The following is a 16718-nucleotide window of genomic DNA, read 5'->3' as shown; positions in this document are numbered from 1 at the left end:
TAGGACGCATTGGGCTATGGCAATTTGCATCTGATCCGCCAGCTTCTTATGATCGCGCTGGGTGCGTTGTTGCATACGGCACTGCGCAGGTTAAATTCAAACGTTGGTCGGGCCGCCAACGGAGCGTTATCGTGTCTGAAAAAAACTCGGCCTCTGCAGTCATTCCCCGTCCTCAGGTTTTAACCGAACGTGCGTTTTCTGCGCTGGAGCGGTTCTCTCATATTGAAGCGGTCAGCGGGATCGTCCTTTTGCTCGCGGCCTTGGCGGCTCTGATTTGGGCCAATAGTCCGGTCGCCGAATCCTATGAGCATTTCTGGCACACGCAAGTCACCTTGGGGGTGGGCGATTTCAGCGTCTCCCGCTCACTTCATTTTCTGGTGAATGATGGCCTGATGACGATCTTCTTTTTGGTGGTTGGGGCTGAAATCCGCCAAGAGATCAAGGACGGCGCACTGGCGAATATGAAACTCGCGACACTGCCTTTAGGGGCGGCGCTGGGCGGTGTCATGATGCCGGCGATCATTTATACACTGCTCAATCACGGTAGCGAGGCGAGTGCCGGGTGGGCTGTGCCTACCGCGACGGACATTGCTTTTGCGGTCGGGGTACTCGCCTTGCTGGGGAAATCTATCCCGAGTGGCGTGCGGATTCTGCTGTTGGCACTGGCCATTATCGATGACATCGTCGCGATTTTGATCATCGCGATTTTTTACACCGCGAGCCTGGATTATCTAGGGCTGGTGGTCGCGTTGGGCGGTTTGGCGCTGGTACTGGTTTTACAGCGAATGGGCATAGGAAAGGCATACGCCTATGTTGTGCCAGGTGCCATCGTCTGGTTTGGTCTGTTGAAGACTGGAGTTCATCCAACGCTGGCGGGAGTGATACTTGGGCTCATGACGCCGGTGAACTCCAAGCCCGCAACGGAGCGTCCACTGGAGACAATCGGGCGGACCTTCCATGAGTTAATGGACCGCTTTTCTCAGGCCAAAGACAATCCGCAGGCGGTCGCAGAACCACTCAAGCAATTGCGCCACGCGCAGCGCGAAGTGCTGCCACCCGTACAGCGAATCCAGATTGGGTTGCACCCATGGGTGGCTTTTGGCGTCATGCCCCTGTTCGCACTGGCTAACGCAGGTGTGAGCTTTGCGGGTGCCAATCTGGATGAGGCGCTTTCCCAGAAAGTGTTTGTGGGTGTGATGCTGGCGTTGGTGCTTGGAAAACCGTTGGGCGTGATGCTGGCCAGCTTTGCTCTGGTCAAACTTAACGTCTGCAAGTTGCCTGCTGGCGTGACGTGGAGTGGAGTAGGGCTAGTCGGCCTGTTGGCAGGGATTGGCTTCACCATGTCTATTTTTATTGCATCGTTGGCGTTTTCCGATGCTGCGTTACTGTCGTCCGCCAAACTCAGCGTGCTGGCAGCCTCTTCGGTTGCAGCAGTCATAGGATTGATTTGGGGGAAGATAACGTTTCATAAAAGAGCTTGAAACGTCATCACACCCCCAACCTGTGGTCCGGGCCCCGGCGTTACAGCAGTTTGCCGGGGTTCATTAAACCGATCAGGTCAAGGGCTTGTATCAATGCTTCGCTCAAATGACTCATGACACGCTCCTTTTTATTGTTAGCCCAAAATGAACACTGATGAGTTCAATCCTTTACGGCCGAATCGCTCGCCCCTTTTTCCAGATCGATCCGGTAAATACGGCCCACCACAACCAGGTAGAAAAACACCGCCAGCAGAGCATTGGCCGCGACGTAAACCAACGCCGAATCGAACGAGCCGGTGCGACTGACCAGATAGCCAACCACAATTGGGGTGGTTATCGCCGCCAAGTTGCCAAAGGTGTTGAACAGACCGCCCGAGAGGCCGATGATCTGACGCGGCGAGGTATCGGCGACTAAAGTCCAGCCATGCGAGCCGAAGCCTTTGCCAAAGAAAGCCAGGGCCATGAGCCCGACCACAGCGGCGTCGCTTTGAACGTAAATGCACAGCACCATACTGCTAGACAGCAGCAGACCACAGACGATGGGGAGCTTGCGCGCCAGTGTCAGGGAATAGCCCTGACGCAGCAGACCATCGGATATCAAACCTCCCAGGACGCCACCCACGAAACCGCTGATCGCTGGTAACGCCGTGAAGAAACCGGCGGAGAGGATGGTCATGCCGCGCGCCTGTACCAGATAGACAGGGAACCACGTCAGGAAAAAATAGGTAATCGCATTGTTGCAGTATTGGCCTAGATAAAGGCCTATCAGCGTTCTGTGGCTCAGTAGCAACTTGAGGTAACGCCACTGCGATTCGGTGGTATCGCCAACGCGAGGCTCAAGGTCCAGCAATCCGCCGCCGGATTCTATATGGCTGAATTCGGCCTGGGTGATTGTCGGATGCTCACGTGGCCCGTGGATGACCCTGAACCAGAGGATGCTGAACAGCAGACCAAATCCACCGAGCACGATGAACACGTACTGCCAGCCCATAGCCTGGACGACCCAGCCCATCAAGGGGGCGAAGATCGCCGTGGCAGAGTATTGCGCTGAACTCGAAATGGCAGTTGCCGTGGCGCGCTCTGCGCTTGGAAACCAGGCGGCAATTATCCGGGCGTTACCTGGGAAACAGGGGGCGCCGGCAAAGCCCACCGCCATCCTGAGGAGGAACAGGCTGACGATTGTCCAGCTCAGCGGTAACACGCCGACGAACCCCTGTAACAGGGTAAATAGCGACCAACTGAACAGCGCGATGCCGTACACCCGACGCGCACCAAAGCGGTCGCACAGCCAGCCTCCAGGAATCTGGCCGATCACGTAGGCCCAGCCGAACGCCGAGAAAATATAGCCGAGGGTCAGCGCGTCAATTCCTAAATCAGCCTGCAAGGCAGAACCGGCAATGGACAGGCTGGAGCGGTCGGCGAACGTCACTGATGTGACAAAAAACAGCATCAGCAGGATCGAGTAACGGACCCGGCCCGGTTTGGTTTCAGGCATATGGCTTGATCTTCCAATGATCGAACACGTTGTTATTTTTGTTTTCGACTCCGCGAAGCTGACCGGTGACGCCTGCTCGCCTGGTCAGCATGAGCAGGGATAGTCCGAGACTGGGTAAGTTATCGTACGACTCGAAAAAACACATCCTTTAAATGATCTGAAGTTATTCGTGCCTGAATGTCTTCAATTGTGGGATTGAAACCATAGCGCTTCTATGTCCGCAGTTCATGGCAGACAGTTGAAAGGTATTTTTCACCAGCCGATTGCACATTGACAGCAGTGCGGCTGCTTGGTAGAAAAGCTCAAGTCATATGACAACATATGACAAAAAATAATAATAATTGAGGCTCAGATCATGCTGACGACCCTCGTCGCGCGTCTTGAAAGCAACACGCAGTATTCCTTGATTCCCCATCTATGTTCACGCCTAGAGCATGCCGTGGTTTGGCCGCAAAGCCCGGCAGAGCAGGGCGCACAGCATCTCCAACCTTCCACACACAAGTCTTTGCCAGCCAGCAGTTCGCGGACGACTGTGCGTTCATTGATCAGCGGTCGATGCACTGTTTCTGATCTGTGCAGTAGCGACCTGCGCCCCGACGGGAAACGCCTTGAACGCCTAATGCACCCACCCCTAATAGCGATCACCGGTATGTAAGTCGGTGTTCTGACATAAAGAGTTACAACTTCGCCGAGCCCACAAGTTCGGTCAGTTTTTTAAAACCGGAGCATTCCAATGATAAAAACACTTCGAGTCTCTCTCCTTTCTGCACTTGTTGGCATGGGTGCTATCACTTCAAACAGCATGGCCTTCGCAGCGGATGTGAAATGGCCGACGCGCTCGGTGCAAGTCGTCGTCATCGCCAACCCCGGCGGTGATACCGACTTCAATGCCCGCATGATGGCCAAGTATTTCAACAAGATCACCGGCACCACCATGGTGGTAACCAACGTTGCCGGAGGCGGTGGCACGCTGGCGGCTGAGCAGGTGAAAAGTGCAGCAGCGGACGGGAACACCATCCTCTTCACACATCCAGGGCAACTGATCGTTAACGAAGTGGCGGGGCTCTCAGATGACAGCTTCGAAGCGTTTGATGTTTCCTGCATTGCCGGGGTCGACAAGGGCGCGGTATTCGTAGCTTCTACTCAGTCCGGAGTGACCAGCGTCAAGGACCTTATCGCCAAGGCCAAGGCCAAGCCAGAAAGCGTTACCTACGGCACCGAGATGGGTAACTTCTCGCATATTCAGGGCCTGATGTTCGAGAAAATCACCGGGGTCAAACTGAAGATGGTTGATGCCGGCACCGTATCGGAGAAAGTTGTCGCACTGCTTGGCGCGCGTATCGACCTCGGCGCCATCAGTTACGGCTCAGTACAAGACTACGTCAACGGCGGGCAAATGGTCGCGCTGGGTCAGCCTAATGACGAACGCAACGCTATGCTGGATAACGTCCCGACCTTCAAGGAGCAAGGTGTCGACTTCACCATCGACAAGCCTTATGTCGTAGCGTTCCCGAAGGGTACTGACGTAGCGATTGTGAGCAAGATGGCAGACATCATGAAGCAGATCAGCGAAATGCCCGAATACGCCGAGGAACTGAAGAAGTTCAAGCAGCCGGTTGCTTATTACGGCACCGAAGAGTCCAAGAAAATCCTTGCCAAGACCCGCGACGACTTCATGCAATTCAAGGATGTTCTGCGCACCAAGTGACACCTGAGACGGGCTGGCCTTATCGCCAGCCCGTAGCGCTTGGACTATTTATTGAGGTCTTTCGATGGCTACTTGCAAGAAAAAAGAGCTGATTATCGGCGCTGCCATGTTTGGCACCGCGCTCGGCTACTTACTCATGACGCTCAAACTACCGACTCACTCCGGTATCGATGCGGCTTTCGTTCCGGCGCTGTTGGCGGGGATGCTCGGCCTCCTTGCCGTCATACAGCTCGTCAGTGTTTTTTCCACACCTCAAGCTCCGGCCGACAACCTCCCCCAGGTCGATGTAGAGGAGACGAGCACTGCTGTTGATGTGAAAACCGTGGTCAAGACGCTAGCCCTGATCGTGGGCTATATCGCGTTGATGAATCCGGTCGGTTTTCCGATCATGACGGTGGTCTATCTGTATCTGCAGTTCATCGTGTTGACGCCGCACGACCAGAAGGTACGACACGTCACTTACGCCCTGATCGCCTTGGCGACCTCGGCCGTCATCTACCTGCTGTTCCGCGAGGCCTTCGATTTGATGCTGCCCGCTGGCCTGATGAATTTCTAGGAGTATCTCGCATGCTCGACTTGTTACAGCAAGGCTTCGGTGCAGTTTTCTCAATCAATATCATGTTGCTGATGGCCATCGGCGTGGCCGTGGGAATCGTCTTCGGTGCCGTGCCCGGTCTGTCAGCCACTATGGCCGTCGCACTGTGCCTGCCGCTGACCTTTACCATGGGGCCTCAGGCCGGTCTTTCGTTGTTGGTGTCGCTGTTCATTGGTGCCACCTCGGGGGGGCTTATCTCGGCGATCCTGCTGAAGATTCCCGGGACACCGTCATCGATTGCGACGGTGTTCGACGGTGGGCCGCTGATGGAGCAGGGCCATGGCGTCAAGGCGCTGGGCATTGGCATCGTCTTCTCCTTTTTGGGCACTCTGTTCAGTATTGCGGCGCTGATGTTCATCGCTCCGCAGCTTGCCAAGGTCGCATTACGTTTCGGTCCTCATGAATATTTTGCGATCGCAGTGTTCTCCTTGACCCTGATTGCCACGCTGTCTGCGGGGTCCATGGCCAAAGGGTTATTCGCGGGCGCATTGGGCTTTGCCGTTTCTACCGTGGGTATTGCTCCGGTTGAAGCGATCCGCCGCTTCACCTTCGGCTTCCCTGAACTGAACGGTGGCTTTTCCATGCTCACGGTAATGATCGGCATGTTTGCGGTCGCCGAGATTATCAAGCTTGCGGAATCCGGCCGATATGCCAAGCAGGGCAAGGCACGCTCAGTGAGCATGAAAAACATCAAAGGCTTCGGTTTCTCACTCAAAGAGTTTCGCGAGCAGATTCCTAACTCTTTTCGCTCCGCGCTAATAGGTTTGGGGATTGGCATTTTGCCGGGCATTGGTGCGGGCACTTCAAACCTGGTGGCGTATATCATCGCCAAGAAGCGCGCCAAGGATCCTGACTCCTACGGCAAAGGCAACATCGGTGGGGTCGTTGCCAGTGAAACGGCGAACAACGCGGGTATCGGCGGCGCCATGATGCCTTTGATGACACTGGGTATTCCCGGTGACACCGTTACCGCGATCATGCTCGGCGGTTTTCTGATACACGGTATCCAGCCAGGGCCGCTGCTGTTTATAAGCCAGGGGCCGCTGGTGTACACGATCTTTGCTGCATTGATCGTCGCCACCTTCATGATGCTGTTCATGGAGTTCTACGGCCTGCGCCTGTTCATCAAGCTGCTGGATGTGCCAAAACACATTTTGCTGCCGATCATTCTGGTGCTCTGTGTCGTCGGAGCTTTCGGCTTGTCCAGCCGCCTGTTCGATGTCTGGTCGATTTTGTTATTCGGTGTCCTTGGCTATGGCTTCGTCAAGGCGGGCATGCCCGCAGCACCGTTCATTATCGGCTTCATTCTGGGGCCTATGGCTGAAACCAACTTGCGTCGCGGACTCATGCTGTCGGATGGCAACTTCCTGGCATTCCTTGCCAATCCCATCGCTGCCTCGTTCCTGGCACTGGCGCTGGTTTTCATCATTTGGCAGGTCTACAGCGCGATGCGGCCGAAGAAGAGTGCCATCGACGAGATCCTGCGCACTTGATCTAAGGGGTTGTACTGACTGGCATCAATCTTTGCATCGATGCCAGTCATTGGAACCGTGCCGATCAGGCCATCAGGCAAGTGATGCGCGACATTGGGGATGTGCTTGTGGCAGATCGTTCAATGCAGTCGCCATCACGTTTCGAGTAAGTTTAGCTCTATCATGAGCTAGCGTTCATGTATGCGCTCTTCTTAACTCGCTGGATACTGCCCCCTATGAGAGACCTGCCGCCCACCGCGACCTTGCGCGCATTTGAAGCTGCCACCCGGCACTTGACCTTTACGTCGGCCGCACAAGAGCTACATGTGACTCAAAGCGCGGTCAGTCATCAGCTCAAGCATCTTGAGGCCCTGTGGGGAGTGCAGTTGTTTGAGCGTGGCAAGGCGTTACGCCTCACGGCAGCGGGGGCTGCGCTGGCGCCCATCGTGCGGGAGTTTTTCATCAGCCTGGAGGCGACTTTGGGAGATTTGCGCGAGCAAAAGGACAGGGTTCGACTCAGCGTCAGCACCACCTATTCCTTCGCTCTCAAATGGCTGCTGCCACGCTTGCCGCGTCTTTCTCGTCAACACCCCGAGCTCTTGGTCGCGCTGGACACCACGGATAAAGTCATCCACTTTTCTCACGGTCAGGCTGATGTTGCGATCAGGCTCGGCAAGGGCAATTACCCCGGTCTGCATTCTGAGTTCCTGTTTGGGGAGGAGGTATTTCCTGTGGCCAGCCCTGAACTGTTGCGCCGCGTCGGGATTCCGCAGAGCCCTGCAGAACTGTTGCACTTCCCGCTACTGACGCGGGATGGTGCCGAGTTGGTACCAAAATGGGAGGTATGGTTTCAAGCCGTCGGCCTGGCCTATTTACCGCTCCGGGAGAGCGTCAGATTTGGCGATACCAACATGACGGTCGAGGCAGCTTTGCTCGGCCAAGGCGTTGCATTGGTGCGCAGCGGGCATGTCGAGAATGAAATCAGCGATGGCCGTTTGGTGCGGCTGTTTGATGTGGCGCTTCCATCGCCATTGGCTTATTACTTCGTCTGCCCCAAGGGCATCGAATCGCAGCCGCACATCGCCAGCTTTCGCCAATGGCTGGTCAGCGAGGCACTGAAAGTCCAGCAACCGGATGAGTGAGTTATGAGTATTAGCTCATGCTGCGATGAGGAGACTTCGCTTTAGTCCCGGTGCCACATTGCCTAAAGTGGCGCATGCCTATTCATATCATCCTCCTCGTGCTTTTCGCCGCGCTTCTGCATGCCAGTTGGAACGCGCTGCTGCGTAGCGGTGCCGATCGGTTGTGGTCCATGACGGTGATGTGCATTGCCATCGCCATCACTAGTATCGTCGCCGCAGTGTTCATGGCGCCGCCCGCGATTGAGAGTTGGGGTTACGCGGTGCTTTCGGGGGTGCTGCATGTCGGCTACAACCTGTTTCTGGTGCGCAGTTACCGGGTCGGCGACCTGGGGCAGATCTATCCGATTTCACGTGGATCGTCGCCGGTGCTGATCACTTTGGGGGCCGCGGTGTTTGCCGGAGAAAGCATTACGCCTGAGGTATTACTCGGCATTGCGCTGGTGTCAGGCGGGATTATTTCGCTGGCTTTCAGAGGCCGCAGTCTATCGGTTCCCAGCCTGCCCTATGCGCTGGGAACGGGCGGCTTTATCGCCGCCTACAGCGTGGTCGACGGCATTGGTGCCAGGCTATCCGGCGCGCCGCTTGCCTACACGGTGTGGATGTGCGCCCTGTGGGGCGTGCTGATGCCGATTGTCTACATCGGCCTGCGTGACACTCGCAGCTTGTTCTCCGTCCGGCCCGGAACAGTGACTGCTGTGGTCGGCGGGCTGGTCTCCTTGCTCGCCTATGCAATGGTCATCTACGCCATGAACGAAGCGCCTCTGGGTGCGGTATCGGCATTGCGGGAAACCAGCGTGCTGTTTGCGGCGTTGATCGGCTATCTGTTTCTCGGCGAGACGCTCACCGCCCGCCGGATACTGGCGTGCGTAGTGATCGCCAGCGGCATCCTCATTATCGGCTAATACAGCCAACGGCTCAGGAGTTATGTTTAATGGTCAACGTCTCGCAGGCACCGCTGATTCTGATCACGGGTGGAAGTCGTGGAGTAGGGGCAGCAACGGCCCGGCTGGCGGCCGCAAGCGGTTATGACGTTGCGATCAGCTACGTCGCAAACGAGGCCGCAGCGCTTGCTGTGGTTGCGGATGTGGAGGCATTGGGGCACCGGGCGTTGGCGATGCGGGCCGACAGTGCGGATCCCCAACAGGTGGCCGATTTGTTCTCGGCCATCGACCGGACGTTCGGGCGCATTGACGTCTTGGTTAATAACGCGGGAATGCTGTCGCCTCAGTCACGCCTGGAGGACCTCGGCTTCGAGCGGATGCAGCGGATCTTTGCGGTCAACGCCATTGGGCCAATTCTCTGTGCCCAACAGGCGGTTAAGCGCATGTCTTACCGTCACAACGGCCCGGGCGGGGTGGTGATCAATGTCTCATCGGCCTCGGCGCGACTTGGTAGTCCCAATGAGTACGTCGACTATGCGGCGTCAAAGGGGGCGTTGGAGACCTTCACCATTGGCTTTGCAAAGGAGGTGGCCCGGGAAGGCATACGCGTCAACTGTATTCGCCCCGGACATATCTATACCGAAATGCATGCCAGTGGCGGAGAGCCGGGGCGGGTCGATCGCGTCAAGGACTCGATCCCCATGGGACGCGGTGGTCAGCCGGAGGAGGTCGCACGCGCGATTCTATGGCTGGCAAGCGCGGAGGCGTCATTCGTTACCGGTACATTCCTTGATGTAACGGGGGGGAAATGAGTCTGGGGCACGGATCAACTACTAGCTGCGTTCGGCTTGCCTCACCTTACGACTCAATCCAGGCGTCTTGCCCGTAATGCGCTTGAATGCACGACTGAACGCGGCCTGGGATGTATAGCCCAGACGCTGCGCGACCTCTTCAATCGGTAGCCTTTCGAGGGTCAGCCACTGGCTTGCAAGCCGCATTCGCAGTTCGGTGACATAGCGCAGCGGGGCCATGCCAATCGTCACCTGGAAGCGGTCTGCGAAGACCGAGCGCGAGGTATTGCAGTGCTCTGCCAACTGCGCAACGGTCCAGTCACGGCCCGGTTGTTGATGGAGCGCCAGCAGTGCACCGGCCAGGCGTGGATCGCGCAAGGCGGCGACCAGGCCAGAGGCATTGCCGCAGGCGCACTCGACCCAGCCGCGAACGACCATGGCAGCCACTACGTCGGCCAACCGCGCGAGGATACCGGCGAAGCCGACACGGGCAGCGCTGACCTCGCGTTCCATGGTGGTCAGAATCGGCACCAGCCCAGGGTAACGCTGACCGCCTGCATCAATCAGCATCAGGCCCGGCATCAGTCGGCCAAGGCCATGAATACTGCCCAGTTCAAACTCCATACAACCACTGAACAAAATAGTGCTCGGCGTGGGGCTGGCATCGGTTCCGGTATCCACCGCGCTGACGGTGTCACCCAAGGGCGCGCCGTCTAAACGGTCGATGTCCTGGACAGGCGCGTCCTGATGGGAAAACAGTTGATGGGCTGCGCCATGGGAGATGAACACGGCGTTGCCGGCAGACAGCGCGTAGGTGCTGCCGTCTTCCATTTGCAGCACCGCATTGCCGACGGCCATGAAGTGGAACCAAGCGTGCCCAGGTTTTTCCGCGAAACCCAAACCAAATGTTGGGCCCGTCTGGATACGCCGGTATTCAACGCCACGCAAGCGCATGCCGCGCAACAGCTCGTTGATGAGGTCCGAGGAGAGAGCAAACTGATCCGCTGGCATCGTTCAGGTGTTTTGATCAAAAAGTACAGACTTTGGATCATAGATCATCCGGTTTTCGGCGCCTAGACTTCGGTTCGTAATGAAGATTGGGAGATCCGTGCAATGACTGACTGTGTATGTAACGCCGTATCCGACCGCCATTCCGGCGTCGACGCGGACGTAGAGCCTGCGACGCCCGCGTGGATGGCCGTCTTCTCGTTGGCAATGGGAGTGTTCGGCTTACTGACCGCTGAGTACCTTCCGGCGAGTTTGTTGACCCTGATGGCTACCGACCTGGGAGTGTCCGAAGCGCTGGCTGGCCAGGCGGTAACGGTGACCGCAGTGGTGGCGCTGTTCGCTGGTTTGTTGGTCCCAGGCCTGACCCGAGGCATCGACCGACGTTGGGTGTTGCTGGGCTTTTCCACGTTGATGGTCGCCTCCAATCTGCTGGTCGCCGTTTCCTCCAGCTTCGCGGTGCTGTTATTGATGCGCATCTTGCTCGGCATTGCCCTTGGCGGTTTCTGGAGCATGGCGGCGGCAGTAGCGATGCGCCTGGTGCCGAGTGCTCTGTTGCCCCGGGCGCTGTCGATCATTTTCAGCGGCATCGCCATCGGCACGGTAGTGGCTGTGCCGCTGGGCAGCTATATGGGCGGGCTGTATGGCTGGCGCAGTGCGTTCTTTGCAGCGGCGGCGGTAGGCATGGTGACCCTGGCTTTTCAGTCGTTCACTCTGCCGCGCCTCGCGCCGCGTCGGCCGGCAAGACTGCGCACCGTTTTAGAGGTGTTGGTGCGCCCGGGCATCGCCATGGGGATGTTCGGTTGCGTGCTGGTGCACAGTGGCCACTTCGCGATGTTCACCTATGTCCGGCCTTTCCTTGAAGGGACGACCGGCATTGGCTCGCAAGGCCTGTCGCTGATGCTGCTGGGGTTCGGTATGGCGAATTTCGTCGGCACGCTGTTGGCCGGGAAGCTGCTGGAGCGCCATCCGCTGGCCACTCTCGTATTGATGCCCGCGCTGGTCGGTGTTGCAGCACTGGCCTTGGTGCTGTTGCCTGCCTCGGTACCGGGGCAAGCGGTACTGCTGGCGATCTGGGGGCTGGCCTTTGGCGGCGTGCCGGTGGCGTGGTCGAACTGGGTCGCCAGCGCGGTACCTGATCAGGCGGAAAGCGCCGGAGGCATGGTAGTGGCCTCTGTGCAGTCAGCCATCGCCACAGGCGCCGCCGCTGGCGGTGCAATGTTCAGCCTCGGTGGCAGCGCAGGCGTATTCGTCGCGGCGGCTGTGCTGATGCTGCTGGCTGCGTTGCTGATTGCGCTGCGTGTCCGCGTACCTTCTGCTCATGGCGTTCGCCAGCCCAAGCCTGCGTTGCACCTTTGATCAGGTCTGCCGAATCGCCTCGATTCCGTCTGTAATCAGGAGATACCCATGACAGGCTTGTGAATACCGTCAAGTTGGTGCTTTGTTTCAAGGAAGATAAACAAGCCTTCCAGACGACGCTTAGAGGCTGTCAGGGTCCCCAAAAAACATCTGAATCCGCGAACGCAACCATCGCTCACCCGGATCATTATCCTGCGACCCACGCCAGGCCATGTGCAGTTCGAAGGTCTGGGTTTCGATCGGTAACGCCTCGGCCCTTACACCACCAGCGGCTGCCAGGACGGCGGCTGCGTAGTCGGGCACGGTGGCGACGATGTCGGTACCGGTGAGCAGGGTTGCCAGGCCGTTGAATTGCGGTACGGCGAGGACGACGTGGCGTTTGCAGCCGATTTTTTCCAGGTGTTCATCGATAAAGCCGCTCAAGTCGCCGGCGAATGAAACCAGTGCATGGGGTCGGGAGCAGAAGTCTTCCAGGCTTAACGGACCAGGCATGGTGTCGGCGCGCAGCAGCATGGCCTTGCTTCTGCGCAAGACTTTGCGCTTGGCGTTGGCGGGCAAGTCGTTGGTGTAGCTGACGCCAATGGATATCTCGCCCGACGCCAGCAATGCGGGCATCAGAATGTAGTTGACCCGGCGGACCACGAGGACGATACCCGGCGACTCCGAGCGCAGACGTTTGAGCAACGACGGCAGAAGGGCGAACTCCGCGTCATCCGACAGGCCTATCCGGAATACGGCGGTGCTGGTCGCAGGATCAAACTCCGATGCGCGACTGACCGCCGTTGAAATCGAATCAAGAGCCGGTGAAAGCAGGGCGAAAATCTCTGTAGCCCTGGCGGTCGGCTCCATGCTGCGTCCGGTGCGGACGAACAAGGGGTCGTCGAACAGACCGCGCAATCGTGACAGCGCTGCGCTGATTGCTGGCTGCCCGAGAAACAGCTTTTCGGCCGCCCGCGTAACACTGCGCTCATGCATCAGGGTTTCGAAAACGATGAGCAAATTGAGGTCGACGCGACGCAGGTCGTTGCGGTTCATGGCGGGAGATCTCAGCCGTTGATCAATGCGATGGTGTGCAAACAGCTGACATTTATCAGCGTTAAGTGAAGCGGGGCGGATGATGCCGATAATCCAGCGGCAATTCTCCTACACATCTGTGGCGTGAATAATACGAGCAAACGCTACATTTACGCATTCATAAATTTAACCTTGAGCCCGCCCCATCGCTTGGGCGTCACGACCGCGCGGCAAGTCGATGGAACGAGCAGCTCGCCGACGCGCCTAATCAGTACAGCGTTTTTTGCCTGAGCAGACCGTGTGAGGTGAAGCGTACAGCAGCGCTATGGGTTGCATTGTCTGGCTGACATGCGAACAATGGCCGCCTATGGATGCATGGGCGTCGCAGGATTGATCCGGGAATACCCCTGCGAAACCTATGACAATCGATGACAGACATGTCGACTATTAATAGCCACTGATAGTGTTACCGGCAGAGCCCGGATAGAGTTCATGGCATCAAGGTTTTCTAGGCGAGGTTCGAAATGTCCCGCACGATTCGTTTTCATCAGTTTGGTCCAGCCGAGGTGCTCAAGGTCGAAGAGCATCCGGTCGCGTTGCCAGCACCCGGTGAGGTACAGGTACGTGTCCAGGCAATCGGTATCAGCTGGTACGACGTGCTTTGGCGGCAAAATCTGGCTCCTTCCCAGGCACGGCTTCCCGCTGGCCTCGGCCACGAGATGGCCGGTGTGGTCACCGCTCTCGGCGACGGCGTGGACGATCTGAAAATTGGCGACAAGGTTGCCAGCTTCCCGTCAGCGGATCCGAACCAGCATCCGGTTTATGGCGAACTGATCGTCCTGCCCCGTACGTCTCTGACGCGTTACCCCGACGTGCTGACGCCGGTTGAGGCCAGTGTTCATTACACGTCGCTGCTGGTGGCTTATTTTGCTTATGTCGATCTGGCGCGAATCAAGCCAGGCCAGACGGCGCTGGTGACGGATGCCAGTCACTGCGCAGGCCCATCGTTCGTACAGTTGGGTAAAGCGTTGGGTGCACGAGTAATCGCTGTGACCAAAACGGATGATGCTCGTGAGTATCTGCTCTCTCTGGGTGCCGACAAGGTGGTGGTAACTGAGGAGCAGGACTTGTTGATGGCCGTTAACAAGTACACCGATAACCGCGGTGTCGATGTGGTGCTTGACGGTCTGGGTGGCCCGCAGATGTCGATCATGGGTGATGTGCTGGCGCCGCGTGGCAGTCTGGTGCTTTACGGCCTGCAAGGCGGTAATCAGACGCCATTTCCTGCCTGCGCAGCTTTCCAGAAGAACATCCAGTTTTTCGTGCATTGCCTGGGCAACTTCACCGGCAAGCCGGAGCTGGGCATCACCCAGGATGAGGCCGCGTTGCAACGTGCGCTGCGTGACATCAACCAACTGACGGCCGATCGGGTGCTGGCACCGCTAAAGACTCGTGTTTTCCCGCTCAGTGAAGTGGTTCAGGCGCATCGCTACATGGATGGATGTCCGATTGGTGGGCGCGCGGTCCTTGAAGTGGAAGATTCTCAGGTCTGATAGACCAGATTTAATGCAGTCGCAGTCAAAATGCCTTCCTCTCTGGAGGGCATTTTTCGTTGCGGGTTTTGGTTTTAGACGAGAGGAGATAGCCAGACTATTACTGGCTTAAACAATCAGAGACCCAAAACAGATGGAATTATCTGTTTTAAACATCCCGCCCGCATCGGCCCCTTCGCGATGACATTAACAATATGAGTTCATACACTGGATTCGGAAACAGAGTGGCTGCCTGCTTTGGACCCTCTATGAACGGCTGCTGCTCGCGTGTCCGCGAGGTGGCACTGAACATTTACGGTAGTCAGGACGGCGCCGGACAGCAGTGTGCATAAACATATAATTAAACTAACGCGTTTAATAGCAAGGATATTAAACGCACTAACGCTGTTATTTTTATTCCTTAAAGCCGTCTTGTAATTGTGTTGTTAATATCGATAATAGTTGGGTACTTAACACTCAGGGAATGAGTCATGGTCGCTGATTATTTTTTAAGGCTGCCCGATTTGAACATCCGTGCTTGCAGCGTGCGGCGTTGTGGAAAACAAGGAGGTGAGACGGCATGAGCTCTATTCACGAACAGGCAATGAATTACGTCTACCAGCAAGTCCTGCAACGCTTGCTGAGTTATTTTCGTCGGGCAGAGCGCACAGCGTTGCAGCTGCTTATCCAGCGTTTGATCGTTGCGGCTGGCGGTATCGAGCGTATTTCCAGCTTCAATGTGATGGTCCCCTTCAGCGGAGGCAAGGACAGCGCCTATACCGTGGCGCTCCTGCGCGCAGCCCAGTTGAGCATCGCCGGGCGCTCGCCTGCGACGTTTAATCTGCGCGTTGCGACCATGCGCCACGCTGGCGTTACGCCCGCGGTGTTAGGGAATATTCAGCGCACGTATTCCGCACTTTTCCTGCACGACGATCCCAGGGTGGAATTACTGGAGGTCGACCACGAGATTGTCAGGGTATTCGAGCCCGATACGCCTATCTCTTATTCCGCGCGGGAGCAGAATCGTTCCGACATGCTGGTCAGTGGTCATGTATCGGCCGGGGACGGTCGGACCACGTTCTGCAACAGCTGTTACTTGAGGCTGGCCGGCTTCTTTGAGCGAGCGACGACCTGGGGCAGCGGGGTGGATGCCGTGGTCAGTGGCGACTCTCGCAAGGAGCAGAAACAATACGTCACTTGGGTGATGCGCCTTGCGCCGCGTACGGCGTATCGTTTCAAGGACGGGGCAAGCCAGAGCTTCAATGCCATGCTGAGCGTCATTGGCAGAATCAGCGAGTCCTACCATCAGGAACTGTATGGGGCGAATGACGAATCAGCGGAGCCGATGAGCGCTCCCGTGACGGCCACCAGTAAAGCCGGAGCGCCGGCGTTTATTGCCATCTCCGATTTGATCGTCAGTAATGCCGAGGAGCACTGGAAGTTGCTCACCGAGTTTCTGGGCTTCCGCTTTGATGATCTGGCCTTCAGCTTCAGCGAGTCTGATTGCGCTAACCCTCTGTTGATGGCGCATATGCGCGGTCTGAAAGTGCAATACGTTCAGGGCCGCAGTTATGCCGAGGGTATTGCTGAATACCTGCAATTGGCCAAAACGTTGATGTGCCGTAAAGGGATGCCCAAGCGCCTGATTGATCAGGCCATGAAGGCTTACGCCAGCGAGGAGGGGATTGCCACGCGTCGCGAGTTGGCTGCCACCTTTGCGCAGGAGGGGTTTGGTGTCAGCGAAGCACAGCTGATCTGCCTGCTGTTTTCACCCTTCGTCAATGAAGGACGGGATCTTGAAGGTTTTCTGCGACGGCTTCATCCAGGCATGCTGGTGGCGTTGCCCGATTTGCACAAAGCCTTGCAGGGCTCAGCGGCGCCTGATCAGGTTTTGCAATGGCTGGGCGACATAAGCGGCCTGACGCTTGAGGGTTTGCAAAGTCTGTATCGCAAACGCCGGGTTGAATTTGACGATCAGGAATCGATCATTGCCCGCGTACGTGCGTCTGATCCTGACAAGGGCCGCGTCATGACGGTTGACCCGCAAACTGGTGGTGCGGTCGCGGAGATACTTTCGGGGCGCTGATTTTCCTGTCATTGCCTGGTATGAGGCGAGGCAGATTCTGGTAAGGCGGATCTGATGCTGAAGGCTCCGCCGATCCATTTCTGTTTGCCAGAGATGAACGGTGCTGGTATCTGTACGCCCATCCAGTATTCGTATTTCAGGTTGTGACCGTCATTTC

Annotated in this window: 13 protein-coding genes; 10 read left to right on the top strand and 3 right to left on the bottom strand. The window is 57.1% G+C overall.

The genetic code is table 11. The annotated features are described in order from the left end of the window. Positions 1–131 precede the first annotated feature (131 nt). On the top strand, positions 132–1481 hold the full coding sequence (gene nhaA, locus AUC61_RS18165) for a Na+/H+ antiporter NhaA (RefSeq protein ID WP_243247568.1): 1350 nt from the start codon (positions 132–134) through the stop codon (positions 1479–1481). A 160-nt stretch (positions 1482–1641) separates the two neighbouring features. Here nhaA and AUC61_RS18160 read toward each other — a convergent pair whose 3' ends face one another. Further along, a complete protein-coding gene (locus AUC61_RS18160; protein WP_243247567.1) occupies positions 1642–2976 on the bottom strand; it encodes an MFS transporter in 1335 nt (444 codons plus the stop codon). Positions 2977–3709: 733 nt separating this feature from the next. Here AUC61_RS18160 and AUC61_RS18155 point away from each other — a divergent pair. The 6 genes from AUC61_RS18155 (at position 3710) to AUC61_RS18130 (ending at position 9586) form a co-directional block, all read left to right on the top strand. Next, the gene (locus AUC61_RS18155; protein WP_243247566.1) at positions 3710–4684 is read left to right on the top strand and encodes a tripartite tricarboxylate transporter substrate binding protein; all 975 of its coding nucleotides are present in this window, start codon (positions 3710–3712) and stop codon (positions 4682–4684) included. Positions 4685–4748: 64 nt separating this feature from the next. Next, complete coding sequence (locus AUC61_RS18150; protein WP_243247565.1) at positions 4749–5240, top strand: tripartite tricarboxylate transporter TctB family protein; 492 nt, start codon at positions 4749–4751, stop codon at positions 5238–5240. A gap of 11 nt (positions 5241–5251) precedes the next feature. Further along, complete coding sequence (locus AUC61_RS18145; protein ID WP_243247564.1) at positions 5252–6772, top strand: tripartite tricarboxylate transporter permease; 1521 nt, start codon at positions 5252–5254, stop codon at positions 6770–6772. A gap of 215 nt (positions 6773–6987) precedes the next feature. Then, the gene (gene gcvA / locus AUC61_RS18140) at positions 6988–7893 is read left to right on the top strand and encodes a transcriptional regulator GcvA (RefSeq protein WP_243247563.1); all 906 of its coding nucleotides are present in this window, start codon (positions 6988–6990) and stop codon (positions 7891–7893) included. Between the two features lie 74 nt (positions 7894–7967). Beyond that, on the top strand, positions 7968–8795 hold the full coding sequence (locus AUC61_RS18135; RefSeq protein WP_243247562.1) for a DMT family transporter: 828 nt from the start codon (positions 7968–7970) through the stop codon (positions 8793–8795). A gap of 29 nt (positions 8796–8824) precedes the next feature. Further along, positions 8825–9586 (top strand): SDR family oxidoreductase, encoded by a 762-nt coding sequence (locus tag AUC61_RS18130; protein WP_243247561.1) that lies wholly within the window; start codon positions 8825–8827, stop codon positions 9584–9586. Between the two features lie 21 nt (positions 9587–9607). Here AUC61_RS18130 and AUC61_RS18125 read toward each other — a convergent pair whose 3' ends face one another. After that, complete coding sequence (locus AUC61_RS18125; protein WP_243247560.1) at positions 9608–10576, bottom strand: AraC family transcriptional regulator; 969 nt, start codon at positions 10574–10576, stop codon at positions 9608–9610. Positions 10577–10678: 102 nt separating this feature from the next. Here AUC61_RS18125 and AUC61_RS18120 point away from each other — a divergent pair, with 102 nt between their 5' ends. Next, a complete protein-coding gene (locus AUC61_RS18120; protein WP_243247559.1) occupies positions 10679–11929 on the top strand; it encodes an MFS transporter in 1251 nt (416 codons plus the stop codon). Between the two features lie 120 nt (positions 11930–12049). Here AUC61_RS18120 and AUC61_RS18115 read toward each other — a convergent pair whose 3' ends face one another. Beyond that, a complete protein-coding gene (locus AUC61_RS18115) occupies positions 12050–12964 on the bottom strand; it encodes a LysR family transcriptional regulator (RefSeq protein WP_243247558.1) in 915 nt (304 codons plus the stop codon). A 503-nt stretch (positions 12965–13467) separates the two neighbouring features. Between AUC61_RS18115 and AUC61_RS18110 the strand changes: the two genes are divergently transcribed. Continuing rightward, complete coding sequence (locus tag AUC61_RS18110) at positions 13468–14496, top strand: zinc-dependent alcohol dehydrogenase family protein (protein ID WP_243247557.1); 1029 nt, start codon at positions 13468–13470, stop codon at positions 14494–14496. A gap of 559 nt (positions 14497–15055) precedes the next feature. Beyond that, positions 15056–16561, top strand: a complete 1506-nt coding sequence (locus AUC61_RS18105) for a hypothetical protein (RefSeq protein ID WP_243247556.1) — start codon at positions 15056–15058, stop codon at positions 16559–16561. Positions 16562–16718 lie beyond the last annotated feature (157 nt).

Source organism: Pseudomonas maioricensis (assembly GCF_022790535.1).
Taxonomy (GTDB): Bacteria; Pseudomonadota; Gammaproteobacteria; order Pseudomonadales; family Pseudomonadaceae; genus Aquipseudomonas; species Aquipseudomonas maioricensis.
The sequence above is the reverse complement of the archived record's forward strand: the minus strand, read 5'-3'. Positions and strand labels throughout refer to the sequence as shown.

What these genes read in the sequence shown, in the direction of transcription:
- AUC61_RS18120 (WP_243247559.1), top strand. Translation starts at nt 10,679, where the DNA reads ATGACTGACTGTGTATGTAACGCCGTATCCGACCGCCATTCCGGCGTC.
- AUC61_RS18130 (WP_243247561.1), top strand. Translation starts at nt 8,825, where the DNA reads ATGGTCAACGTCTCGCAGGCACCGCTGATTCTGATCACGGGTGGAAGT.
- AUC61_RS18150 (WP_243247565.1), top strand. Translation starts at nt 4,749, where the DNA reads ATGGCTACTTGCAAGAAAAAAGAGCTGATTATCGGCGCTGCCATGTTT.
- AUC61_RS18110 (WP_243247557.1), top strand. Translation starts at nt 13,468, where the DNA reads ATGTCCCGCACGATTCGTTTTCATCAGTTTGGTCCAGCCGAGGTGCTC.
- AUC61_RS18160 (WP_243247567.1), bottom strand. Translation starts at nt 2,976, where the DNA reads ATGCCTGAAACCAAACCGGGCCGGGTCCGTTACTCGATCCTGCTGATG.
- AUC61_RS18155 (WP_243247566.1), top strand. Translation starts at nt 3,710, where the DNA reads ATGATAAAAACACTTCGAGTCTCTCTCCTTTCTGCACTTGTTGGCATG.
- AUC61_RS18145 (WP_243247564.1), top strand. Translation starts at nt 5,252, where the DNA reads ATGCTCGACTTGTTACAGCAAGGCTTCGGTGCAGTTTTCTCAATCAAT.
- gcvA (WP_243247563.1), top strand. Translation starts at nt 6,988, where the DNA reads ATGAGAGACCTGCCGCCCACCGCGACCTTGCGCGCATTTGAAGCTGCC.
- AUC61_RS18135 (WP_243247562.1), top strand. Translation starts at nt 7,968, where the DNA reads ATGCCTATTCATATCATCCTCCTCGTGCTTTTCGCCGCGCTTCTGCAT.
- AUC61_RS18125 (WP_243247560.1), bottom strand. Translation starts at nt 10,576, where the DNA reads ATGCCAGCGGATCAGTTTGCTCTCTCCTCGGACCTCATCAACGAGCTG.
- AUC61_RS18115 (WP_243247558.1), bottom strand. Translation starts at nt 12,964, where the DNA reads ATGAACCGCAACGACCTGCGTCGCGTCGACCTCAATTTGCTCATCGTT.
- AUC61_RS18105 (WP_243247556.1), top strand. Translation starts at nt 15,056, where the DNA reads ATGAGCTCTATTCACGAACAGGCAATGAATTACGTCTACCAGCAAGTC.